At 34.7% G+C, this 25,485-nt stretch carries 22 protein-coding genes, 1 tRNA gene and 1 pseudogene; 6 read left to right on the top strand and 18 right to left on the bottom strand.

Going from position 1 to position 25,485, the window contains the following annotated elements; genetic code table 11:
• From IKK64_01205 to IKK64_01225, 5 genes are read right to left on the bottom strand one after another with little or no spacing between them, the layout of a single operon-like run.
• Entirely contained in the window at positions 1-1,095 is a 1,095-nt protein-coding gene (locus IKK64_01205) for an ABC transporter permease (protein MBR4118679.1), read from the bottom strand.
• Between the two features lie 4 nt (positions 1,096-1,099).
• The gene (locus IKK64_01210; protein MBR4118680.1) at positions 1,100-1,840 is read right to left on the bottom strand and encodes an ABC transporter ATP-binding protein; all 741 of its coding nucleotides are present in this window, start codon (positions 1,838-1,840) and stop codon (positions 1,100-1,102) included.
• Entirely contained in the window at positions 1,837-2,736 is a 900-nt protein-coding gene (locus IKK64_01215; protein MBR4118681.1) for an ABC transporter ATP-binding protein, read from the bottom strand. Before IKK64_01215 ends, IKK64_01210 begins: the two co-directional genes overlap by 4 nt.
• Before the next feature lies 1 nt (position 2,737).
• On the bottom strand, positions 2,738-3,622 hold the full coding sequence (locus IKK64_01220; protein MBR4118682.1) for an HlyD family efflux transporter periplasmic adaptor subunit: 885 nt from the start codon (positions 3,620-3,622) through the stop codon (positions 2,738-2,740).
• Between the two features lie 3 nt (positions 3,623-3,625).
• Positions 3,626-4,903 carry a TolC family protein gene (locus IKK64_01225; protein MBR4118683.1) on the bottom strand — a complete coding sequence of 426 codons (1,278 nt, stop codon included), beginning with the start codon at positions 4,901-4,903 and terminating at the stop codon, positions 3,626-3,628.
• 156 nt (positions 4,904-5,059) lie between these two features.
• On the opposite strand from IKK64_01225, the gene IKK64_01230 reads away from it, so the two are divergent.
• Positions 5,060-5,863 (top strand): helix-turn-helix transcriptional regulator, encoded by an 804-nt coding sequence (locus IKK64_01230; protein MBR4118684.1) that lies wholly within the window; start codon positions 5,060-5,062, stop codon positions 5,861-5,863.
• Between the two features lie 507 nt (positions 5,864-6,370).
• Here the strand turns inward: IKK64_01230 and IKK64_01235 are convergent.
• From IKK64_01235 to IKK64_01250, 4 genes are all read right to left on the bottom strand, one after another.
• Positions 6,371-6,458 (bottom strand) — tRNA-Ser (locus IKK64_01235).
• 249 nt (positions 6,459-6,707) lie between these two features.
• Positions 6,708-7,091: a hypothetical protein gene (locus IKK64_01240; protein MBR4118685.1), complete on the bottom strand. Its 384-nt coding sequence runs from the start codon at positions 7,089-7,091 to the stop codon at positions 6,708-6,710.
• A gap of 62 nt (positions 7,092-7,153) precedes the next feature.
• A complete protein-coding gene (locus IKK64_01245) occupies positions 7,154-7,957 on the bottom strand; it encodes a transporter substrate-binding domain-containing protein (GenBank protein MBR4118686.1) in 804 nt (267 codons plus the stop codon).
• Positions 7,958-7,967: 10 nt separating this feature from the next.
• Complete coding sequence (locus IKK64_01250; protein MBR4118687.1) at positions 7,968-9,953, bottom strand: putative porin; 1,986 nt, start codon at positions 9,951-9,953, stop codon at positions 7,968-7,970.
• 214 nt (positions 9,954-10,167) lie between these two features.
• Here IKK64_01250 and IKK64_01255 point away from each other — a divergent pair, with 214 nt between their 5' ends.
• The 3 genes and pseudogenes from IKK64_01255 (at position 10,168) to IKK64_01265 (ending at position 14,102) form a co-directional block, all read left to right on the top strand.
• Complete coding sequence (locus IKK64_01255; GenBank protein MBR4118688.1) at positions 10,168-10,734, top strand: DUF308 domain-containing protein; 567 nt, start codon at positions 10,168-10,170, stop codon at positions 10,732-10,734.
• A gap of 1,191 nt (positions 10,735-11,925) precedes the next feature.
• Positions 11,926-12,060 (top strand): annotated as a pseudogene (locus IKK64_01260) (spore coat protein).
• Positions 12,061-12,503: 443 nt separating this feature from the next.
• Positions 12,504-14,102, top strand: a complete 1,599-nt coding sequence (locus IKK64_01265; GenBank protein MBR4118689.1) for an outer membrane protein transport protein — start codon at positions 12,504-12,506, stop codon at positions 14,100-14,102.
• 19 nt (positions 14,103-14,121) lie between these two features.
• Here the strand turns inward: IKK64_01265 and IKK64_01270 are convergent, their stop codons facing one another.
• The 9 genes from IKK64_01270 to IKK64_01310 form a co-directional block, all read right to left on the bottom strand.
• Positions 14,122-14,571, bottom strand: coding sequence for a DoxX family protein (locus tag IKK64_01270; GenBank protein MBR4118690.1), 450 nt, complete (start codon positions 14,569-14,571; stop codon positions 14,122-14,124).
• Positions 14,572-14,650: 79 nt separating this feature from the next.
• The gene (locus IKK64_01275) at positions 14,651-15,928 is read right to left on the bottom strand and encodes an MATE family efflux transporter (protein MBR4118691.1); all 1,278 of its coding nucleotides are present in this window, start codon (positions 15,926-15,928) and stop codon (positions 14,651-14,653) included.
• Positions 15,929-15,994: 66 nt separating this feature from the next.
• Positions 15,995-18,772, bottom strand: a complete 2,778-nt coding sequence (locus tag IKK64_01280) for an AsmA family protein (GenBank protein ID MBR4118692.1) — start codon at positions 18,770-18,772, stop codon at positions 15,995-15,997.
• A 23-nt stretch (positions 18,773-18,795) separates the two neighbouring features.
• Positions 18,796-20,172: an MATE family efflux transporter gene (locus IKK64_01285; protein ID MBR4118693.1), complete on the bottom strand. Its 1,377-nt coding sequence runs from the start codon at positions 20,170-20,172 to the stop codon at positions 18,796-18,798.
• 11 nt (positions 20,173-20,183) lie between these two features.
• Positions 20,184-21,002, bottom strand: coding sequence for a 3-deoxy-8-phosphooctulonate synthase (gene kdsA, locus IKK64_01290; GenBank protein MBR4118694.1), 819 nt, complete (start codon positions 21,000-21,002; stop codon positions 20,184-20,186).
• Between the two features lie 12 nt (positions 21,003-21,014).
• Positions 21,015-21,713 carry a 16S rRNA (uracil(1498)-N(3))-methyltransferase gene (locus IKK64_01295; GenBank protein ID MBR4118695.1) on the bottom strand — a complete coding sequence of 233 codons (699 nt, stop codon included), beginning with the start codon at positions 21,711-21,713 and terminating at the stop codon, positions 21,015-21,017.
• A 159-nt stretch (positions 21,714-21,872) separates the two neighbouring features.
• Complete coding sequence (locus IKK64_01300) at positions 21,873-22,475, bottom strand: bifunctional nuclease family protein (protein MBR4118696.1); 603 nt, start codon at positions 22,473-22,475, stop codon at positions 21,873-21,875.
• Between the two features lie 145 nt (positions 22,476-22,620).
• Complete coding sequence (locus IKK64_01305) at positions 22,621-23,046, bottom strand: GtrA family protein (protein MBR4118697.1); 426 nt, start codon at positions 23,044-23,046, stop codon at positions 22,621-22,623.
• A 6-nt stretch (positions 23,047-23,052) separates the two neighbouring features.
• Positions 23,053-23,742, bottom strand: coding sequence for a CDP-alcohol phosphatidyltransferase family protein (locus IKK64_01310; protein ID MBR4118698.1), 690 nt, complete (start codon positions 23,740-23,742; stop codon positions 23,053-23,055).
• Between the two features lie 248 nt (positions 23,743-23,990).
• On the opposite strand from IKK64_01310, the gene IKK64_01315 reads away from it, so the two are divergent.
• Positions 23,991-24,668: an MgtC/SapB family protein gene (locus tag IKK64_01315; GenBank protein MBR4118699.1), complete on the top strand. Its 678-nt coding sequence runs from the start codon at positions 23,991-23,993 to the stop codon at positions 24,666-24,668.
• Positions 24,668-25,438, top strand: a complete 771-nt coding sequence (pgeF, locus tag IKK64_01320) for a peptidoglycan editing factor PgeF (GenBank protein MBR4118700.1) — start codon at positions 24,668-24,670, stop codon at positions 25,436-25,438. The genes IKK64_01315 and pgeF overlap by 1 nt, the downstream gene beginning before the upstream one ends.
• Positions 25,439-25,485: the final 47 nt, after the last annotated feature.

A 25,485-nucleotide genomic window follows, 5' to 3' on the forward strand; every position in this document is an offset into this window, starting at 1 on the left:
CTATTCGAGTTTATCATTAAACTTTTTCAATGAGATACCAAGTAGTGCAACAGTCATACCAAAAAGAATAGCACAATTTTGCCAAACTGCAGTAATAGATTCACCTTGAATCATCATTTTACGCACTGCGTCAATATACCAACGGGCAGGAACTATATTCGAAACTACCTGAAAAAACTTAGGGAGATTTTCAATAGGGAATAGTAATCCTGAAAGCATCATAATAGGCATCATCAAAACCATAGCCGAAATCAATAGAGCAACAACCTGAGTCTTTGCGATAGTAGATACTAATAATCCAAGAGCAAGAGAAAGAATCAAATATAATATCGAAATTGATAGAATACCCCCAACACCACCCGTCATAGGAACCTCTAACAGATAATGAGCCAACATTAAAATTGTAATAAGAACAATACACGAAATAGCAAAATAGGGAATCATCTTGGCAAAAATAATCTTAACAGGTCTAACGGGAGAAACAAGTAAAACCTCCATAGAGCCCATCTCTTTTTCGCGAACAATTGAAACAGAGGTCATCATTGCACAAACAAGAATAAAGATAAGCCCCATAATACCAGGAACAAAATTATAGGCACTCTTCATCTGAGGGTTAAATAACATACGTGTTTCAAACATTGATTGTTGCGATTCCCTCCCCAATAATATGTTCTGTAAGTAAGCAGTAGCAGCACCAGCACTATTAACATTAGAGGCATCAACAATCAACTGAATAACGGGCTTTGAGGGAACACCCTCTGAGGCAAGAGCAACACGTCTGTCATAATCCGATGCAAATACAATAACAGCACAAACATCATTTGTACGTAACTTATTATCAACGTCATCATTATTTATATATCCGCAAAAAGTAAAATAACTATTTTGCGAAATTTTTTCAACAGCATCACAAATTCCGTCAGTACGTTCAGGAGCCACAACAGCCACACGAATATTGTTCACTTCAGTAGATATTGCAAACCCAAAAAGAATCATAAGTACAACAGGGATAAGCATAACAATTAACATTGTACGCTTATCTCGCAGAATATGAAGCGACTCTTTTTTTACAAATGAACCAAAATTCCCTTTCATTAAATTACTCTCCTCTCTTTGCTTTACGAGCCAAAATACGAAAAACTTCATCCATTGACTCAACACCATACTCCTCTTTAAGACGAGTAGGTGTGTCTAAGGCACGTACCTCGCCATCCACCATAATTGAAACTCTCGAACAATATTCCGCCTCATCCATATAGTGTGTGGTAACAAAAATAGTAGTGCCACTCTCAGCAGCCTTATATATAAGTTCCCAAAATTGACGTCTTGTAATTGGGTCAACACCACCCGTAGGTTCATCTAAAAACACCACCTCAGGCGAATGAATAGTTGCAATAACAAACGATAACTTCTGTTTCCACCCAAGAGGTAATGCACTAACAAGAGTATCCCTCTCATTCAAAAAGTTTAATTGCGTAAGTAACTCAGTCGCTCTCGCTTCGGTATCATTTTTAGACATTCCGTAGATGCCGGCAAACAGACGCATATTTTCCCAAACAGTAAGATCGTTATAGAGCGAGAAACGTTGGCTCATATAGCCAATATGTTTTTTTATCATCTCACCTTCTCGCATAACATCAAAGCCTGCAACACTACCACTGCCCGAGGTTGGATAACTCAGACCACACAACATACGCATAGCGGTAGTTTTACCGGCACCATTAGCACCAAGGAAACCAAAAATCTCACCTCTCTTCACATCAAACGATATGTTATCAACGGCAATAAAGTTGCCAAATTGTTTAGTAAGATTTTTAACAGAAATAACTATATCGTTCATTGCTTCATCAATTTAATAAACACATCTTCAATAGAGGCATTTACATTCTCAATCTCAAAACCTTCAGTATGGCTGTTCTCTTTTTTTAACGCTTCTATATCAAACTCGTTGTCAATAATAATATGGTGCCACTCTCCAAAAGGATAGCAGTTAACAACACCTTTAAAATTTCTGCTCCTCTCTAAAAGAGCAAACATATTTTTAGCTTTAATACCATATAGTTTTGAATCAAAACTTTTAACAATCCTATCTGGTGTATCAATCCTCAAAATAGAGCCTTCGTTGCAAAGAGCAATCCGGTCGCAACGGTTTGCCTCATCCATATAAGGAGTAGAAACAACTATTGTAATACCTTTCAATTTTAAATCCGAAAGCATATCCCAAAACTCGCTACGCGAAACAGCATCCACTCCCGTTGTAGGCTCATCCAAAAACAATACACTTGGGCGATGAATTAAAGCACACGAAAGAGCAAGTTTTTGCTTCATACCTCCCGATAACTTTCCTGCTTTACGACTCTTGAAAGGTTCAATATGTTTATATATAGGAGCAACCAAATCGTACGATTCCTCTATTGTAACACCAAACAGAGCAGCAAAGAATTGCAGGTTCTCTTCAACTGACAAATCGGGATATAGAGAGAATCTTCCAGGCATATAGCCAATCCTTGAACGTATAGATAGATAATCTTTTACAGTATCACAACCCTCCACCTTTGCACATCCCGAATCAGGATTGAGAAGGGTAGTAAGTATGCGGAACAACGTAGTTTTACCAGCACCATCAGGTCCGATAAGTCCGAAAAGTTCTCCCTTTCGCACCTCAAACGACACACCTTTTAAGGCCTCAACTTTGCCGTAACTCTTACTCAGATTATCAACCTCTATTGCATTCATACTATAATTTAACTTCGCCAGAAAGACCAATTTTAATACGACCGTCGTTTTTAACCGCAATCTTTACTGCATACACTAAATTAGAGCGAGACTCCTTAGTTTGAATAGTTTTGGGAGTAAATTCACTCTCAGCCGAGATCCAAGTTATTTTGCCATCATACTCATAACGATTATCTTCTCCAAAGTCAGCAATAACAGTAACGCTCTCTCCCAATTTAATATCAGCAAGTTGGTTTGAAGTAAAATATGCACGAAGATAAATATTCTCAAGGTCAGCAATCTTCATAAGAGGTTTGCCAACTGTTGCAAGTTCTCCTGCTTCAGCGTACTTAACCAAAACAGTACCATTTATAGGAGATACAATTTTGCACTTCTCAATTCTATCATCAAGAGCCGAGATTTGAGCCTCTAATGCAGCAGAGTTATCATCAATAGTAGAAGCATTCTTTGTGAGAGTAGAGAGCGTAGCATCCAATTTACCCTCTAAAATACGAATATGAGCCTCAATATCATCATACTGCTTTTGAGTAGCCGCACCATCACGTAGCATATTACCTATGCGTTTTAACTCAACCTTCTGTTTAGCAATCTCCTCTTTTAATGAAGAAACCTGTTTCTTAATATCGGGGCGAGAAGCAAGAAGAGCCGATTGTTGAGCCTCAAGTTGTTTACGTTGAAGATAAAGTTGAACACTATCAATAGTTCCAATAATAGTATTGGCATCAACCATATTACCCTCTTCAATATTAAAACTAATAATTCTGCCATTAGCCTCCGAAGAAACAATAACCTCAGTAGCCTCAAAAGTACCCTGAGCGTCAAATTCGCTCTTATCTCCACACGAAACCATAAGTAATGTTATGGTAATATATACAAATCGTTTCATATCCTATTGGTTTAAAGTATTTTTAAGTTTATATATAGCCTGTAAAAGTTCAATCTCGTGAGTGCTTCTATTTAAAATAGCAGTAGTCTCATCGGTAATCTTACGAAGCAAATCAGTAGCATCAATAACTCCATTTTCAAGTTGCGATTCCGCAGCCTTACGCACTCTCGTTCTAAGTTCAACAATTCTGTCATCATCTTTAATCGCTTTGTTTAAACGGGCAATCTCTCCATCATATTGGGTAGTTTGCAATTGAGTATTAAACAAAAAAACATTGCGTTGAACATCAATTTGCTTTTGAGCAATATTCAGTTTCTCTATATTATTCTTCTTAGTATAAAATGCTCCAATATTCCACATCATACGCACACCAACAATAGCATTTAAACTCCAATCATCTGAAACCATACTCTTGAACATATCCATACCGGGGTAACCATAATACCCTTGAGCAAAAGCGCTAAATTGAGGCATAACAGACGAATTAATAGCCTTGCTTTGTGCCTTGAATTTATTCTGTTGAGCATCAAAGAGAGAGAGTTCAGGGCGAAGAGAAGTACGATTAGTAACCTCGCACATATTGGGGCGTTTCAATATTTTGTCTTTCAAAGGTTGTCCAATAAATATCTCCAACATTTGGCGATAACTTGCTCTCGATGCCTCAACCTGAGTAAGAGTCTGTTTAGCCGAAAGCAATTCAGCCTCAATAGCGTCAACATCACTCAGCATTGCAATGCCATTATTATAGTAAGAACGTATCCTGTTTAGGTTGCTCTCTAACAAATCAATCAAAGCATTAGTCTGCTCTATACGCTCATCAAGGAGTAAAATACCAAAATAAATATTATCAACTCTCGATTGCAAATCATACAACGACACATCAACCCTGCTACGTTGCTCCTTAGCCTCAGCTTCTGCAATTGCCCTATTTGCTTTTGATTGACCACCATCCCAAATACTTTGAGTAACATCAATAGCAATTTTATATTGGTCCTTATCAATACCAACCATATTCATACCGTTGCTCTGCATAATCTTCTTAAAAGCATCAGGATAAGTAGGAGTAGCCGACTGATAAGTAGCCTGCCCCGACAACATAACCTGAGGAATCCAAGCCCTTGTAGCATTAGATAAATTGTACTCCTCCGTTTTGCTAATCAAATCATACTGACTTATCTCAGGGTAGTGTTCCTTAGCAAGAGATCTGCACTCTTCTAAAGATTGGGCAGAAACAAACAATGAAAAAACAGTCAGTGCAAATAATAGATAAAAACGCTTCATAACTTCATTACATTGAAAATTATGACACAAAGATATACCTTATCAAATATAAAACAAATGCCAATACTTAGCAAAAATTGAGCAAAATCCATCATAAAACTCATTTTACTCCTAAAAATAGGTAATTAGTTTAGTCAAAATATTTATCTTTGTTATATGGATATATTTGAAAGCCCCGATAATGAAATATATTTCGCACTCTTCCTATGTACACAAGGAAGTTGCGAAATGGTAGTAAATGACCGACTATGTTGTTTAAAAGCGGGAGATGCCATTATAAAATCACCGTTAATACAGATAAAGGTAAAACATAAGTCGGAAGACTTTAATATCGTAACCATATTCAAAGATGAGATAGATGTACTCGCTCCTATTGCTGAGGTAAACATAGAAGTAGTACAAGAGTTCCTGCAACAAAACAAATTTTATTTAACTTGTACCCCAAAAGAGCAAGAAGATTTTCTATATCGCAAAAGTTTGATTGATGGTTACAAAGAGGAGTTGTTAACCCTCAGTCAATCATCAAAGCAACACACAGTAGTGCAAAATATAATAGCACTATTAGAGCAAACCACAATATTAGAGTACGCAAGAATATTTCTTCGTCAACAAGATTTTGAAACAGTCAAGAATGAAAAAGAGCGGAGTATAATGATAAAATTTGTATTCTATCTATTTCAAAATTATAAAAATCACAGAGAGGTAAGTTTCTATGCCGATGCGCTAAACTTCTCCCCAAATCATTTTACCCGAATAATAAAAAAAGCATCTGGACGTACCCCTTCGCAATGGATAGCGCTTGTAACAATAAATCAGGCAAAAAAATTATTACGTCAAAATAATACAACTATCAAAGACGTATCGTGCGAACTAAACTTCCCTGAGCAATTCACCTTCCGAAAATATTTTAAACTATATACAGGAATCTCCCCAAAAGAGTATAAAAAGATGAATACATAGGAGAGGAGGTAAGACTATCAATTTTCTACTAACCATTTAGGCTTTAAATGCTTTTCTGGCATTAAAAAGGGATTCACTCACCATCGTTTGTGCATCCCTATGGAGAGATGCTGTTCAAGCAATTAGTACTATCTTCTCTTTTAGGCTTTAAATGCTTTTCTGGCATTAAAAAGGGATTCACTCACCTTCGTTTGTGCATCCCTGTGAAGAGATGCTGTTCAAGCAATTAGAGAAACATCATAGATGTTTATTCCTAATTTTGCTTTATCCCTATTGTCAAATAAATTTGATAGTAGGGACGTGGCCTGCCACGTCCGCAATTAAAGGGATTCACTCATCTTCGTTCGTGCATCCCAATACTCCGTAGGTCTCCTTGCCAACAGATTAAAGATTTATACTTCGTATAACCTCTCTTTTTTATATACCTATTTTATTATTAAACAAGTTTATTCTAAAATAGATATATAAAAAAAGAGTTTGAACAATCGTTCAAACTCTTTAATCTGTTGGCGGAGAGAGAGGGATTCGAACCCCCGGAACCTCTCAGTTCAACGGTTTTCAAGACCGCCGCAATCGACCACTCTGCCATCTCTCCAAAACCGCCTTACACTTAAAACGGGTTGCTTTATCTTTCAAAAGCGATGCAAAGATATGAAGTTTTTATATTATCACCAAATTTTTATCAAACTTTTTTGACCAAAAAAATATTTTATTTTTATTTATTCTTTCAAATGCCTATATTACAATTTATTGCAATTTTGCTTTCACTCTTTTATTTAATAAAAAAAGTCATAATCAGATTTCTCCTTTTATGACTTTTAGTTATTTTTGCTAATTATAAATATTACTTCTTGCTACTTTTATGCATTGTATTGTTCTTTTGCATTGCCTTTTTAGTTACAATTTTTTTTGCTTGTAGAGGTGTTGCGTTTGGGATCATATCACTAACAGTATAATATACAATTGCAGAATCACCAATTATAATACCGCTACCTTCAACTATTGCACCATTCTTTGTAAACCAAATAGTGTCGCCTTCCATTGATACTATCGATAAACTATCTCCTCCTGTTGGTTCAGCAATAATTCCGCTGACAATCATCATACTGTCGTTGGGTTGGCTAACTGTTTCAATTACTTGATAATTCTTTTGATTGTTTGTTTTGCTACATCCTATTAGTGCAATAACTGAGCAAACTCCTAAACCGAAAATGATACTTTTCTTCATAAATATAAATTTTAATGTACAAAATAAAAGTGGAGAACTCTTTCCTCTCCACTATATAACTATTAAAATCCATATTTGTTCATTAATCTTTTATATTTCTCTCCGTTTTTTACTCTTTCTAACCACACATCCAAACTATCTTTTAGATTAGCGGAGGAGTGCCTTACGCCCCATGCCTGTGGTATTGGAATACTTATCTTTGTATCTATGTTAAGTTGAGGGAGAAACTCTTTCATACGTTTAGCAATCATATAACCACACACTGCGTAGTCTATTGTTGAGTCTGCAACCATAACAATAAGTTGTTCTGCGCTACAATTTTCTCTTACATCTATTTTAATAGAATCTCCGATTTCGTAAGCAATATTGTTTATAATCATCTTAATACTTTCATCATCAATAATACTTACACTCTTTTGAACTAAATCAAGGTTGGTCTTAATACCACCATCTTTGCGTTGAACAACTACTAAACTATTTTCGTTTCTGTCAATTGTCTTAGTAAATAATAGTCGCTCTTTGTTGGCTGTTGTTGCAAATATTGGACGTGCAATAACGTCATACTTGTTATTGTTTAAAAGTCTTATACTCTCAGTTAAACTATTAATAGTGTCAATTTTGTATGCAAGTCCGCTCTCTTCTCCAATAAGTTCGGCAACCTCAAAGTTAACAAGATTTATCCCTTCAATTAAATCATCGTGATAAATATTTGTTACAAAACGGAGGGTGTCGTTTGCTATCTCTTGATAATCACGTTCTGCGGGTTTATGGTTAATGATATGCGTTTTAATAACAATCATAGCCATAATAACAACAGCAAGTAGAGCAAAGTATAATATTATATTTCCTTTAATAACTCTTTTCATAAATAGAGTATTAGTTTGCAAAATCAACGCTTACGCCAAACTGAAACGATGCGGGATTCATTGGATAATGTGGCATATTCATATAGTTGTTGCCTCCAAATAATCCTTTATTAAAGTGAGCATACATAACATAGAAACGCACCATTTTTAGTTTCATATTGGCATATACATTCATAAAAGGGTAGTTGCCCACTTTGTATTCATCCTGAACTCTAAAAGTAGCAGTTGCAGGGTTGTATATTTCGCTGTAATAAAGAGTATTATATCGGCAATCAACACCAATTTGAGTCTCTAACACTTTTGCTATTTTAAATAGTACATATAGGTTGCCGTATGCTGATAGAGCAGGAACAGGTATCACACTCTGTTTGCTCGACATTTGGTAAATTGCCTCAAGATCAAGATGAACAATGCTAAATTTAAGTTTCTGTTTAAGAGTTGCCGTAAATAGTTGAATGTTTCCACTCTCTTGCGTGGGCAAATTCTCTTTATTAAAATATACGTGGTTTTGAATATTTTCAAATCCAACATTTAGGTATGTTCCCCAGCCGGGAATCATAACTTCGCCTCCAACTCTGAATTTACGTATTTTACCGAAATCGTTATTCCATACAAAGTGATTTGAGTTGTATCGTTTTGTATAGAATGTAGGTTCCATATTTTTGAAAAATCCGTATGCTTTAATTGTTAGTGAATCCTTTAAGAACTTAAATTTCGATTGAATATCACCATAAATATCCATTGAACCAAGTTCCGACCCTGTCAAACCCCATTTGCCTTTAACATCGTAAGTGAAAATAGCACCTTTGCGTTTCGAAATTTCTCCTCCTACCCAAACAATATTATCAGTAACCGAGAACATATTTTGTTCCACTGCATAAGGATACGATTCATCAGGAAGCATAGGTAATTGTGGTTTGGTATTTGCCGATTGGGGCGAGGGAGTAGGCATAAGTTTAAATCTACGCACCTCATAAGTAGCAAAAGCCGAAATCTCCATCTTTGCCTTCTTTGTAAAAGAGTCAGAAAGCGAAACTCCAAGAGTGTTACTAAGTTTCCAATACGACGTAGTATCGTTTGTTACACTATCATCAATATATGAGTTTTTGAAATAGTTTTTGTTATCATCAGCATTCCTATCGGTAAAACTACGTTGATTATCTTCAAAATCAAAGGTGTGAATAAAACTCATAATAGGGACATACTCCTCAACCTTTAGAGTATCATCAATAATTTTGGTTTTGTAATTACCCAGATTATATCTGTGAGTAGCATAAACGTTCTTGCCTTTAAGTCGAGTAAGAGCACCATTAAGGTTTACGGGAATATCCTTTTCATCAACACCACCTCTTCCATTATTAACTTCATCGGGGCGAAGAATAAAAGCATCATCAGCAATACCGCCATTCTCCTGCATAACTAAACTATAAGCATTAAACATAACATCTAACTGATATTTATCGCAAATATAGTTACCTGCCAATTGCCAATTAAAGTTTTTAGTACGTTGTCGGGCATAAAAACCTTTATTATATAGATATTGAGCATTACCCTCAAATCCAAGATTTTTATTGACGTTAGCCGAAAAGGTAGCCTTTAAATCATCGTTTCTATTCTCTTTACTTGCTCCGCTCATATACGAAAGCAGAGACATAGGAATACGAGTATTGTAGAAAGTATAAGTTTGAGGAGTAACGATATTACGCATAAAAGGAGTTTTAAACATAAATTGCTCCGTCTCTTTTCTGTTGAAAATAATCCTCGACATTGAAGGACCGCCTAAATATCCAGCACCAGTAGAGCCATCATCCCAAGAGTATGGTTGGTCGGTTTGAAAGAAGTTAAGATGAAGAGTGTCAATAGGCACTCTGTATCGGGTACCTAAAGTCTCTGATAAACGCCAAGCGTATGGTTCTCCAATCTTCTCTTTTTTTTGAGCATAAAGAGAGACCATACTTAGAGCTAACAGTAATATTACACTCAAAAAATGTTTCATCTTGCAAAGATACGAATAAGCGAGCGAAAAAGAAGAAACTTGTTTCAATATTTTTTGCAGCGAGCGAAAGTATATTCGAGGTTTACCTCAAAGATACGAATAAGCGAGCGAAAAAGAAGAAACTTGTTTCAATATTTTTTGTGGCGAGCTAAAAAAATAATAACCATTGAACAACTATTCGTATATATTTGTTATAAAGGAAAAAAATAAAGTTATGGACATTTCAGTAATACATTTTTGGGGTAAGACCAAATTCTGGTGGGTATTTATGTTAGTCGGAATTTTATTCATTCCATTTGGGTTATGGATAGTATTTTCTCCAGCAATAGGATACGAAGTAGTAGCGATGTTACTTGGATGGGCATTAGTTGCTTATGGAATAGTTCAATTGTTGATATCATCAGATACAAAGCGGAACAAACATAGTTGGGGGTGGTGGTTAGCAGGAGGAATAATAGATATCTTTTTAGGCTTCCTGTTATTAGGAAACATTGTGTTAAGCGAGTTATTATTACCCTTCTTCTTTGCTTTTGTATTCTTGTTTAAAGGAGTGAACAATATAGTATCATCAATATCAATGCGGAATGTATATAGTTCGTGGTGGTTATACCTTTTGAATGGAGTACTAATGATATTCATATCGTTTATGTTTTTCTATACACCTTATATGAGTTCTTTTACAGTATTATTCTTAAGTGCATTAGCATTTATCTACTGGGGATTGAGTTTAATAACCTTCTCATTCGATTTAAAACCGATAAAAAATATTGAATCGGACTGAACAATCTTATAACATTAATTGTTATATATATAGAATTGCATAAACTATGCTGAGTGTTAACGACAAAGACTGGTGAGTCAAATTGCAATAACATAGAATAAGAGCCAATGTTGCGTTTAAGCAAGAGAGGAGTTATGTTTGCATAAACTATGCCGAGCGTTAGTAACATGGGCGAGAAATAAATTGATAAATAAGAGCCAATGTTGCGTTTAAGCAAGAGAGGAGTTATGTTTGCATAAACTATGCCGAGCGTTAGCAACATGGGCGAGAAATAAATTGATAAAAAAGAGCCAATGTTGCGTTTAAGCAAGAGCAGAGTTATGCTTGCATAAACTATGCCGAGCGTTAGCAACATGGGCGAGCGAAGCGAGCCAATTGTGTTTTATATATTTCCTATTTTCTTTATCGAAGGAGCGGGTATTGCGTGAGCAAGATCCGCTCCAATTTTATACCATCTTGCTGTAAATTTGCGTCAAACAATATAAATAGTTATCTTTACAAAAAAAATAGAAAAACAGAATATTCTCAAAACAATCTCTAAACCTTTTCAAATTAGAATTGTCAATAAGATAGAAACCAAAAACTATTTTTATTATGAAGACAAGGAGAATTTTTATAGCATTGATGTTAATGTTGTCAATTCCAGCAATTGCACAACGTTCAGTCTTTGATGATGATATATATTACTCTCCAAAGACCGATGCAAAGATATCAAAAAAGGTAATATCGGAGGTTAAAACAGTAGAGACAACAACTACTACAATACCAACAACACAAACCCTACCTCAAACACAATCTGTATCAACAATACAAGATATGGATGTTGATGCCTATAACCGTAGATATACATCAGGCTATACAACATCAGAGGTAGCACCACAAGAGGTAGTGCCACAAACAACAACTACAACAACCACTACTACTCAAACCTATTATGTAAATGATATAGGAAGTAGTAATTTACAATATACCGAGCGTATTAAACGATTCCACAACCCCGAAGTAGGAATTTATGTAATTGATTCAGATTATAACGACATCTATCTAATAGAGGATGATTACACTCCATACGTAGCATCAATTAATATAATAACAACTCCTTGGGTGTCACCATGGTACACCACATATTCATCGTGGTATTATTCTCCATGGTACTATAACTCATGGTATTATAACTCTTGGAGATACGATCCATGGTATTGGCCAACAGCCTATAACCCATACTACCCATGTTATCATCCAACAAGACCATATCCAGGATATTACCCACCACGTCCATATCCAGGATATAGACCAACACCGCCTCCACCACATAAACCAGAATATCGCCCACAGCCAAAACCAAATAATAATAGTGGGCATCGTTATAATCCCGGAGGTTCAGTAGGAACTGGAGGTCGTACTGATGGAGCAATACGATATAATGGAGCAACACAACCATCGCATAATAACCATTCGGTAGCCCCCAATAAAGCAAACACAACTCCTAAAAAGTCAACTCCGTCATATAACGGAAGACCATCATCAGGAGGAAATAATAAAGGTGTATCAAAGAGCGGAGGTTCATTTAGCCGACCATCATACTCAAAACCCTCAACGTCAACACCTGCACGTCAAAGCTATTCGCCAGGTAGTTCAAGTGGAAGACCTTCATCAATAGGTAATGGCGGAAGTAGTAGCGGTGGCAGAATGAGTTCAGGGTCACCTATACAAAGTTCATCAGGACGTAGTGTAGGCGGTAGAGGATCAAGATAAACAATAATAAGACTATGAAAAGAGTAACCATAATATCGATACTAATGTTATTGCCGATTGCAATGTTTTCGCAAAATGCAATGGATGTATATAATATATCTTCATCACAAATAAGAGGTACGGCACGTTACGTATCAATGGGAGGAGCATTTACCTCTCTTGGAGGCGATCCATCGGCAATAGTACAAAACCCTGCTGGAATAGGAGTATATCGTTCATCCGAAGTCTCTGCATCAATGGGAGGTCAATGGACAGCCAACTCATCTGCTAATGCCGAAACCGCAAAAAAAGGAGCATTTACCTTTGATAACCTATCATTGATAACAACCTTCTTTACAGGAAAGTCGAGTGGATTGGTAAACTTTAATTTAGGAGTAACCTATAATCGTAATCAATCTTACAAACGTAAGTATAATGCCGCAACACTCGAGTTAAACGCTTCGTTTACAAACTATCTTGAGACGGTAACAAATGGCATACCATCAACCGATTTAGTTGTAACAGAAGCCAAAGATTCGTATTACGACACCACATCACCTTGGTTGTCTATATTGGGTTACCAATCATATTTGATCTCTCCCGATTATGATGGAGCATCAACATATTATGGCTTATTCACACCGGGACAATCAACAGGCTCATCCTACACAACAATATTAGAGGATGGAAGAAACGATGAATATACCATTAACTTTGGAGGAAACGTTAGTGACAGATTCTATTTTGGACTTGCATTAGGTATTCGCGATTTCAGTGTAACGCGTAGTATCTATTACACCGAAGATTTATATAATACACAAGGAGTATATGTTGATAAAAATAATCAGGAACAGAACATAGCATCAGCTAACTATCAGTATTATACATACTATAATATGCGAGGAATAGGATTTAATGGTAAGTTTGGAATAATTGCCCGATTAACCGACAATTTACGATTAGGAGCAACCATACATACACCAACATTCTTTAATATTGACCAATCAATGGATGCCTCTGTTGATAATAAGTTTATAACAAAACAAACACGAGAGGAGATTGATGAATATCAACAAACACCGGCAGTAGCAACCAATACCATAAAGATACGAACACCTTGGAGTTTTCAAGCAGGTGCTTCGTATGTGGCAGGTAAAAGGGCTATAATCTCAGCAGATTACCAATATATAGGCTACAACAATGTAAAGATGAAAGAGAGCAATGGAGATGACTTCCCAATAGAAAACGAGTTTTATAAAGCATGTTTCAAAGCAGGTCATACCGTAAAGGCAGGATTAGAATTCAGAGCCACAAATGCCCTATCACTAAGAGCTGGATATGCAATACAACTCTCACCAATAAAAGCCGAGTTAAAGGATGTAAATGTAGAGGTGCCAACCGCAGGAATGCAAACCATGTATATGTTACCGGGAAACGGATCGTATTATAGTGGCGGAATAGGATATAAATTTAAAGTATGTTATCTCGATTTTGCATATCAACACTATACACAAAAATCCGATCTATTTGCATATTCACCAATACTATCAAATGGGGTAGAACTAATACCCTCAAGTTCTGAGATAAAGACAAAGCAAAACTCAATAACCTTTACCTTTGGCTTAAAGTTCTAAGAATAACATAAAAACATATCTATCTTTTGACCGTCTTACTATTTTCGTATATACGATGAATAAGGCGGTCAATTGCATACTTACCACCACCCAAAATAAATAAAACAATGTAAATAGCTAAATACATCATAGCAAGTTCACTCTGTTTCAAAATAAAAACTGGGAATGTAAAAAAAGCTGCGGTGCTCATTGCCAGTATCATAATAAAACAGGCGAGGCGGGTAGCAATACCAACAATAATCATTATAGAACACCCCAGCTCTGCAATAGTAATAAAGGTAAGACCTACCCAAGAATTAATACCAAACGGAGTAGGAAAGTTCTCTGCAATAGTACTAAAATTCTCCATTTTATCAATAGCATGAGTAAGCATCATAACACCAACAAAACATCGCAAAATAAGTATTGCAATATTAATTTCAGTATCATAAAACTTCATTAAGAATAACTTTTTCTTATCTTCAGTCATAACCTTTTTGTAAATAAATATAGATGATAACAATAAACAAAGAAAAATAGTTTATTGAGAGGATATATTGCTTATAGAATTATCTTCTTAATGTTGCACCAATTGCAATTAGTGTAATAAACTCGGCAACAGGCATAGCAATCCACATACCAGTAGTACCTAAAAGCATTGGTAGAAGAATAAAGCAAGGAATAAGAATTATAAAACCTCTTAGAAGGACAAACCATGTTGCTCTCTTTATAAGTTCAATACTTTGGAAATAACCAATAATAGCAACATTTAGAATAAAGAATAAAATACCAGATGCAAGAAGAGGGAATCCCTCTATTGCAATCTCCCCAGCCTTACTATTAGCATCAACAAAGAGAACAACTAACTCCTTAGGGAAGAATATAAATAGTGTAGAAACTATAACTCCACTAACGATACAATATTTCAGAAGGAGAGATCTTGTTTCTCTAATCTTTTTCCAATCCTCAATACCATAATTAAAACTAATAATAGGTTGAGCCGATTGGGCAATAGCATTACCAACCATAAAGAAGAAAGGCATATAGTAACAAGCAATGCCAAATGCCCCCACACCATCATCACCAAGGTAGTGCATAAATATTATATTACCTACATAAATAAGCACCGCAAGTGTCATCTCGCCTAAAAGAGTAGAAGAACCAATCTTACAATGATACCCAAAATTACGAAGTGATAATTTTAAACATGTTACACTCCATTTAAGTTTGGTAATACCAATAGTTTTATATCTAAACATAAGGTAATAGAGAGCCATAATGCCACCAAATATAATACTTATACCCGTTGCAATGGCAGCACCCTTAACACCCATATTCAAAGGGAATATAAACACCCAATCCAATATGGCATTAAGAGTAGCAGGGATAATATTACACCACATAGCGTATTTGGGAGAGCCATCAATCCTGATAGTAAACAACCCAATCATACTCCACATTTGAAATACAAAACTAGGCATAATCCATACCAAATAATCACTAACTTGCGGAAGTAGAGTAGGAGAGGCACCTAATAATTTGCCAGTGGTATTAGGAAATAATATTACTGCTAATGCAAATAGCGCAACTATTAAAGATGCAATCAATATAGCTTGAGTTACATTCAGTTTTGCAGCTTTAATATTATTTTGAGATAGATGAATAGATGTTGCAACTGAACATCCCACACCAACCATCAAACCAAAACCAGCCATTATCTGATATATAGGCACAACAATGTTTACGGCAGCAATTCCATCGGCACCAACACCATGACCAATAAAAATTCCGTCAATGGCAGTAACGGCACAAATAGATATTGCACCAAGTAAAGTAGGTATCAGCATCTTTCGAAAAAGAACTGATACCTTACCATCTTTAAAATCTATGTTATCTCTATTCAACTTTTAAATTTATAGTTTGCTTTCTAATTTGGTGATCTCTTCTTCAGCTTTTGCTCTTAACTTATCACCTTGTTTCTCTGCCTCTTCAACTAACTTTTTAGCAGCGGCTTGAGCCGCAATCTTAGCAATAGGATTTTTTGCCTTCTCAACAAGTTTATCCCCCTCTTTCTTGGCTACCTCAACAAGTTTGTTTGCAGCATTATCTGCCTCTTCTCGTAATTTGGCAATCTGTTCCGACATATCTTTACCCGTTGCCTTCTCAATTTGAGTGGTGATTGTGTTTTTAACCGCCTCTTTAGCAATAGAAGCCAAATCTAACTTAACAATAGGTTTAGTAAATGTACCTGTTATAGTACCGGGAATTTTGCCAACATATTGCGATGCTTTACCGTCTTCAGGAAGTGTAACAACGATATTGTAATTAATAGTTTGATCTAATCCTGTTACTCCACCTAAGTTAATATTAGTATCTTTTATCTTTAAGTCAAAAGGTTTAGTTGTAACCTTGCCATTCTTAACCTCAAACGGAATCCTAATATTAACAGCATTAATATTTCTTAGAGCATCAGTTTTAAGATTGTTAGCAATTAAATTAAACGCTTCAATATTACTTATAGTAATTTCGTTTGAGTTTATACTTCCAATTGCAACAATACTATTCAGGTCAGGATTGAAGTCTTTGTCCAAAGTACTGCTTAATTTAATATCAGCAGAGAAATTACCACCTGTCTTTGCAAACAAAGGAACAATCTCTTTAACAACATCAAGTTGTTCAAAGGTGGTTTTGAAATCAACCTTTGCCAAATCTAAGTTAAAGTTAACAGTAGGTTTGTATTTATCCTTCGCAGTATTAAACTCACCATTTGCAGCAACACTTCCTCCAAAAGCATTAAACTTAAGAGAATTCATTTTTGCAACACCATCTTTAACCGATATAGTTCCGTTTAGTTTATCAATAACAATCTTTTGGAATAGTACTTTATTAAAGTTTGATTTAAGAGTAAGATTTAAATTTTTGGGAATCTCAAAAGGTTCGCTTTCCTGTTCCATAACCTCAACGCTCTCAGTTGTTTCGTTCTCGGCTTTTGTAGTCGAAGAACTATCCTCAGTTTGAACGTTATCACTCTCAGTGGTACTATCGCCCATAAGTTCATTAAGGTCAAGAAGAGAAGAAGATACGTTTAGAGAACCATTTAGAGTTTCATCTCTTAGAAGGTAAGCAATATAGTTGTTTACCGAACCATTAGCCTTAACATTACTCTTGCCAATCTTAATATTCATATCTTTAATAGCAAGAGCCTTAGTGCTAACACTAACAGCGAGTTTGTTAATAAGAACATCAGGTAAATCACTGCTTTTATAAAGCATATCAGTAATATTCAAATATCCTTCTCCTGTAATCTTCTCAAAACGCTCCTTCTCAATGTCAGAGAGTTTACCTTTAAAGTTAAGGTCGGCATCAAAAGTTCCGTTTATATCAATACTGTCTCCTAATGGATATACCTCTTTAATCATACCAAGATTTAACACCCCTTTTGCACCAGCATCAAAATTAAGGTCACTAATAGGAGTAGAAACTTTTGCAGAAACTGAGAAAGGGTTATTAGCGATAGAGAAACCTAACGATGCGTCAACTTTAGTTAAATCAATATCTCCTTGAGGGTGAGTAACTCCTGCTTTTAAAGTAATATCATCAATAGTTTTAGGTAAACCTTCATACGCCATTTTACCATTGTTCACATCAAGAGTAACTTTGAAATCTGGAAGATAATCCCCTGACAAAATACCTTTTGCATCAGCAACTAATTTAAGATTACCACTTGCAGTTAAGTCTTCAAAAGAGTTCTGATAAATTGCAGGAATCATCGATAAAATATCTTTGAACTTTATAGTTGATGAATTTAAACTTAAATCCATCTCTATTGCATCATCGGTAGGCATAGCAACCCAGCCATCAATATTAAGTTTAATAGCATTTAGAGCAATTGAATTCTCTTTAAGAGTGAATTTGCTATTCTCTAAATCTGCATCCACATTTAGGTCTGCATCAAGTGTAGCATTCTTAATATAACTTACCCCCTCAATTATAGCATTCAATTTATCAATATTTGTCTCTATAATCAAATCGGTACGCATATCATTCATATTACCTGAAAGATATAGGTTGAAATCCTCAATGCCAAATGCCATATTCGATACGCTGTCAATATATGATATATTAGCCTCCTCTATTGAGAACTTGCGTAGGTGTAACTTGAAGGGAGCACTCTCATCGCTCTCAATAGTATCTGTAACTAACTCATTCTCTGTTTCAATCTCCTCTTTATTCTCGTTATCATCATCTATCTCTTCAGCCTCCACACTTTCACTTGCTTTCATTATATCCCAATTGGCAATATTGTTACTATTAATAACAGCATTAACATTTGGCTTATTTAAAATAATGTGTTCAACCTCGTATCCATCATCGCTGAACAGACTCATAAGATTAACAACAATCTCAATCCTTTTTGCCGATACTAGAGTTATCTCTTCAAATGGAGCAGAGCCATTAATACTCAAATCATCAATAGCAATAGAAGCTTTTGGAAATTGTCTAATAAGACTTATATCCAAATCCGAAAAATCAACCTTTGCATTAACATATTCATTGGCAACCATCTTAACAATGTCACCTGCTTTATCTTTTATAAAGAAAGGAATTACTAATAATAAGATGAATATAACACCAACAATAACACCAATTGATATGCCGGTTATTTTCAATAATTTTCCTAAACTTTTCATAATCGTAATTTTTTGACAGGAAACTATTCCTCAATAATACAATCTATATTTCTATTCTCTTTTTTAATTTTATTATATATCCATGCAAAAGCAATCATACTGAAAGTGAATGCGGCAGCATCAGAAATAGGCATACTAATCCATACACCATCTGTCCCATAAAAGTAAGGTAGTATTATAATACCCGGAACGAGGAATAACATCTGTCGAGATAGTGACAGAAGAATTGATATCTTTGATTTTCCGATAGCCTGAAAAAAGTTTGTTATCACAATTTGAGCACCTACAATAGGGAAGAACAAACCTGTAATAGTAAGACCATTTGATGCAATAGAATTAAGAGTGGCATCGTTTGAGAAAATTCCCACCACTTGGTCAGGGAAGAATACAAACATAACCCAACCTAATGTAGTAATTATAGTTCCTGCAAACATTCCATAGAAGAGAGTTTTCCACATTCTGGCAAACTGTTTTGCACCGTAGTTATATCCCAAGATAGGTTGCATACCTTGATTAAGGCCAGCAACAATCATAACAACAAGCATCAACATTCTGTTGATAATGCCGTATGCACCAATAGCCAAATCTCCACCATAATCCTTAAGGCTACCATTTAAGAATATAACCATAATACAAGCACAAACATTCAATAAGAAAGGTGCTAAACCAACAGCCAATATACTTTTGATGATTTTGTTTTGAAGAGAGAAGTATCCTCTTTTTAAACGTATAAAACTCTTTTTGTTTATAAAGTGCGCCAATACCCATATCATTCCGCAAAATTGAGATGCGATGGTGGCAAGTGCTGCACCCTTTATCCCCATATCAAGGGAGAAGATAAATATTGGAGCTAAAATAACATTAACAACAACACTCAGTAGGGCAGAGTACATTGCTTTTCGTGGATACCCGGTAGAACGCATAACATTATTCAAACCCACAAACACGTATGCAATAGGGTTTGCAAGTAAGATAATAAACATAAAGTCGTATGCGTATGGTAGGGTATTTTCACTTGCACCAAAATATGTGAGAATTTTATCAAGAAAAGGTATTGTACACAATGAAACAGCAATACCAACCAAAATCAAAAGGATTATAACATTATGTAGAACAGCGGTAGTACGTTCAATATCCTTTTGCCCCATATATATCGATGATATAGTTGCTCCTCCAATACTAACAAGCATACAGAATGCAATAACGAGATTCATTAAAGGCAGAGTAACAGCGATACCCGATATTGCGTATGCACCAACACCCTGACCAATAAATATGCTGTCGATAACATGATATAGAGATGTTACTGTCATTCCAATAATGGCAGGTATAGAGTACTCAAGCAAAAGTTTGCCAATTGGAGCAGTACCTAATATATGCGGTGATGTTTTTGAATTCATTATTAACTATATTAAAACTTGTTTATGGTCTCTCTAATAGCTGCAAGTTTAGTTAATAGAGGCTCCATTAGGTCGAGTTTTAGCATATTTGCACCATCCGATTTTGCTACCGATGGGTCTTGGTGAGTCTCCATAAAGAGTCCATCCACACCAACTGCAATACCAGCTCTGGCAATAGTCTCAATCATCTCTGGCATACCACCGGTAACACCTTCTGTACTATTGGGTTGTTGTAGAGAGTGTGTAACATCTAATATTACGGGGAATCCAAATTTTTTCATTTCAGGAATACCTCTGTAATCAACAATTAAATCGTAGTATCCGAAAGAGGTGCCTCTATCAGTAAGAGCAACATTGTTATTACCAGCATCAACAATCTTTTGAGCAGCAAACCTCATTGCTTGAGGAGACAGGAACTGTCCCTTCTTAATATTTATTGCTTTGCCAGTTTTTGCTGCTGCAACTAATAGATCAGTTTGTCTGCAAAGGAAAGCAGGGATTTGTAGAATATCTACATATTTCGCTGCCATTTCAGCATCTTCAGGAGAGTGTATATCTGTAACAACAGGAATATCAAATCTCTCACTAACCTTTTTTAGTATAGTTAATGCCTTTTCATCACCAATCCCTGTAAAGGAATCAATTCTTGAACGATTTGCCTTTTTAAAAGAACCCTTGAAAACGTATGGAATTTTTAATTTATTGGTAATCTCTACACATTTTTCAGCAATCTCCATAGCCATATCTTCGCCCTCAATAACGCAAGGACCTGCGAATAGAAAAAATTGCCCAGAAGATTTATGTTTAAGTTTATCAAGATTAAGATTCATAACTAATATATGTTATTGATTTATTATTTGAATTGTACTACAAGCAACCATACCGGCAGTCTCTGTACGTAAGCGACTCTCTCCAAGAGATATAGGAGTAAATCCGTTTTCTAATGCAAGAGAAACCTCTTCTTCGCTGAAATCTCCTTCAGGTCCAATTAATATTAAGCAATTATTACCTTTTTTATAGGCATCCCTTAAAAGTACTTTCTCTCCTTCGTGGCAGTGAGCAATAAACTTGTCTCCATCAAATGGTTGCTTAATAAAATCATTAAACTTTATCATTGGTGATAAAGTGGGTTTTGTAAACTTCAATGATTGTTTCATTGCCGAAACAATAACCTTTTCAATCCTATCTGCTTTAATCTCTTTACGCTCTGAATATCTGCAATTGATTGGAGTTATGTCATCAATTCCCATCTCAACGCATTTCTCGGTAAACCATTCAATCCTATCAATATTTTTTGTTGGAGCAATGGCAATTTTAATATGGCATCTCCATGTTGGCGAAAACTCTTTACTCTCTAGAATATTAATTTCACAATGTTTAGGATGAGGATTAGTTATTTCGGCTTTAAATAATTTACCTTTACCATCGGTTATATTTATTGTGTCACCAACATTTAATCTTAGTACTTTTACGCAATGTTGCGACTCTCCTTCTGGGAGAGTTAAGGTAGATTCTATATCTGGTGCATAAAAGAGTTGCATACAACTTATTATTAATAATATTTACAACTCACAAATTTACAAATAAACAAGTAAAATATAAAACTTGTAGTATGTAATTTTATAAGATAAAATTTAGAATTTAATATCCTATATAAAAGTCCTATGGTTGTCACTCAAATATTAATAGCATAAACAATTTTATTCATCGCTATTATTTGCAGTTAGACGCTTAATTCTTTCATTAATAGTAGAAGCTAATTCGTAATTTTCCTCTTTTATGGCTTTGTTTAGGCGTTTGTTTAGTTGCTCTATGTTAAGCTCCTCAATAGGAATATTATCATAATTATCCTTTTCTTTATCCCCTTTTGAAGAAGACACTTTATCCTCAACATTTACACCAGCCTCATCAAAAATATTTTGATATGTAAAAATAGGAATATTAAGCCGTAAGGCAATTGCAATACCATCCGAAGGTCTACATTCAATTTCTCTCTCTTTATAGCTGTTATTACAAATAATTTTAGCAAAAAATACACCCTCCTCATATTCATAAATAATCACCTCTTTGATAGTGATATCAAATTCATTTGTAAGAGTTGTAATAATATCGTGAGAAAGAGGTCGAGGGGCAGGAACTTTTTCCATAGCAATTGCTATGGATTGAGCCTCACTTGAACCAATTATAATTGGAATACGCAATTTATCTTCAGGTCTTCCCAGTATAACAATATATGGAATGTTTTGCCCTGCTTGATTACTGAATGATAGTCCTAAAACCTCAACTTTTATTTTACCTGTCATAATAAAACTATATAATATTATTAGTTGTAAAGTTTCTTGATGCGAATATAACAATTAATAAACATATTTATATCAAAAGGAGTTTTAATATTTATAAAAAAAACAGATAGAACTCTATCTGTTTTTTATCATATATCTCATTTGTTTATGTTGTTTGAGACTTTGGTTTCTTGAATATAAAAATATCAAAAATAAAGTTCAGTAATCCGGAAATTAGTAAAGCAACAAAGTTACAAATAATTACATCCCAACCAAAAATTGCCTCAAATAGTAGTAGGAATGCCATTTTTATTAAGAATCCTGCAACTGCGGAGAGATTGAATATTAAGAACTTTCTAAAGAAAACTCCTTTGCTTCTATTTACTATATTATTTCTCCAGATAAAGAAATAAGAGCATAGAAAATTACATATTACGGCTGCTTCAAACGAAATAGTCGGAGATATAATGTTAACTCCAAAATAACTCGAAGAGAATATAAAATCAGAGCATATCCATAATATTAAGGTATCAACTCCCGTCCCCAATAGTCTTGTTAAAACAAATTCTATATATTTAATAAGCACGGCAATTCTATTTTATTCTATAGTTTTTTTAGGATCTTTTTTTGCTAACTCTTTGCGGTCCTTAGCAAATTGTTGAAACCACATAACAAATAAGGTAATCGACATAATAAATCCAACTATATCGTACACGCCAAATGAGTAACCATACATATCAAATCTTATATTTACCCAATTGGTGTACATGACAATTGTATTCAAAAGAATGATTATCAAACGTAACTCTGTCGGACCAAATCCCCCTCCGTATGTTAATCTGAATTCATCTTTTATAATAGTACAAATGTATGTGTATATTGATAATACTAAGTATCCAACCAATAGAAGCATTGCTATATCCAATCTAAATACGTGTGAAAGTCCTGCACCAATACACATTATACATATAGTAATAGCGTCTAATGAGTGGTCTATAAAGAAACCATATATTGGACGTTGGGCATTTCTTACGCGTGCTAATGTACCATCTAAACTATCTCCATACCAGTTTACAACAAGACCAAACGATGATAGCCATAACCAGTATATATCAAATCTTGATAAAATATATCCCACCGCACAAATAATAGCTCCTAATACTCCAATAAATGTAAGTAGGTCTGAAGTCATCCATTTAGGTTGTCTGCTTGCTAGCCAAATAAGAGCCTGTTTCTCCATCCTGTTTAAGAAAGAGGTTTGAATTCTTTCCGATTTTTCCTTTCCCATTATATTGTCTTTTATATAATATATAATAATTGCAATGCAATTACCATTTTTATTAATTTGAGTGCAAAATTACTAAAAAAAAATTAAATAGAACTATTCCCTTTTGCTGTATTAGTGTTCTTTATGATTGAAAACTATAAAGATTGTTATAAAAAGTATTTTTTTTATAGAACAATTCCTTTCTGTTTTTATATTAAAAAATAAAATTATTATATTCGCACAATTACTATTACTAAATAAATAAGACTATGGAACTACATCCAAAATTTTGGGAATTTACACTTCGACTTTCCGTTGCATTTATATTAGGAGCAATAATAGGTATAGACCGAACATATCGTGCAAAAGACGCTGGTTTTCGTACGCATATATTAGTTTCCATCGGAAGTGCCTTAATGATGATAATATCTCAATATGGATTTGAAGATTTAGTAGGAGTTGATACAACTCGATATGATCCAGCACGAATTGCAGCACAAGTGGTAAGCGGAATAGGATTTATAGGGGCAGGTACCATAATTCTACAAAAACATATTGTAAAAGGACTTACTACTGCTGCAGGATTATGGGCAACAGCCGGTATAGGTTTGGCTGTTGGAAGTGGGATGTATGCAATAGGAATTGTAACAACAATCTTAACCTTATTGGGATTAGAACTATTTCCACGAATATTTAAAAATCTAGGAATACATACCTTAATAGTTCAATACTCAACAACAATTTATTCAAATATAAAAAGCATTAACGAAAAAATATCTCAGACAAATGCTCATTTGGTAAATTTTAGTACCGAAAAGATAGTAGTAGATAATAAAGAGACTTACAGGGTTAATATCGTGGTTCGTTCAATTAATAGTGAAAAGGAGCGAGATATTATCAACTATATACAACAACTACCTGAGATTTTGTTAGAAAAAATAGACTAATGCTACAACTATTAAGACATAATCTTCCAGAAGATATCATAGCATTCTCAACAAAACGAGGAGGTAATAAAAGTAATTATGACTCTTTTAATATCACACACTATTGTGGAGATAGTGATGAGCATGTAACAGAGAGTAGAGTAGAACTGTGTCAAAATCTTGGAATATCTGATAATGACCTGATTGTTCCCCATCAAACACATAGCACTAATATAATATCAATAGATAAAGAATTTTTTTTATTATCAAATGAAGAACGCCAACAAAAATTATATAACATTGATGTTATACTTACAAACTTAAAAGGTATTTGTATTGGAGTATCAACAGCCGATTGTATCCCGATTTTGTTATTTGATAAAGAGAATAAAGTTGTTGTAGCAATACATGCCGGATGGCGAGGTACAGTACAGCGTATAGTTGATAAAACAATAAAATATTTAAAAGAAAATTATTTTACAAACCCCCAAAACATTTGTGCTGTAATATGTCCGGGAATAAGCGAGGAGGCATTTGAGGTTGGAGAAGAGGTGTATGATACCTTTTATAATAGCGGATTTGATATGAATAAAATATCAAAACGATATAACAAGTGTCATATCAATTTAAAAGAGGCAAATAGAATAGAATTACTAAACTGTGGAGTTAATCCTGAAAATATCCAAGATTGTACAATCTGTACATATTCTAATTTCAAGGACTATTTCTCTGCTCGTCGTTTAGGTGTAAATTCAGGGAGAATATTCAATGGAATAATGATTAGAAGATAGTATCTTCCTTGGTGAATAAAAACTTATATATACACAAGAAAGAGTTT

This window comes from Bacteroidales bacterium, from assembly GCA_017521245.1.
In the GTDB taxonomy this organism is placed as follows: Bacteria; Bacteroidota; Bacteroidia; order Bacteroidales; family G3-4614; genus Caccoplasma_A.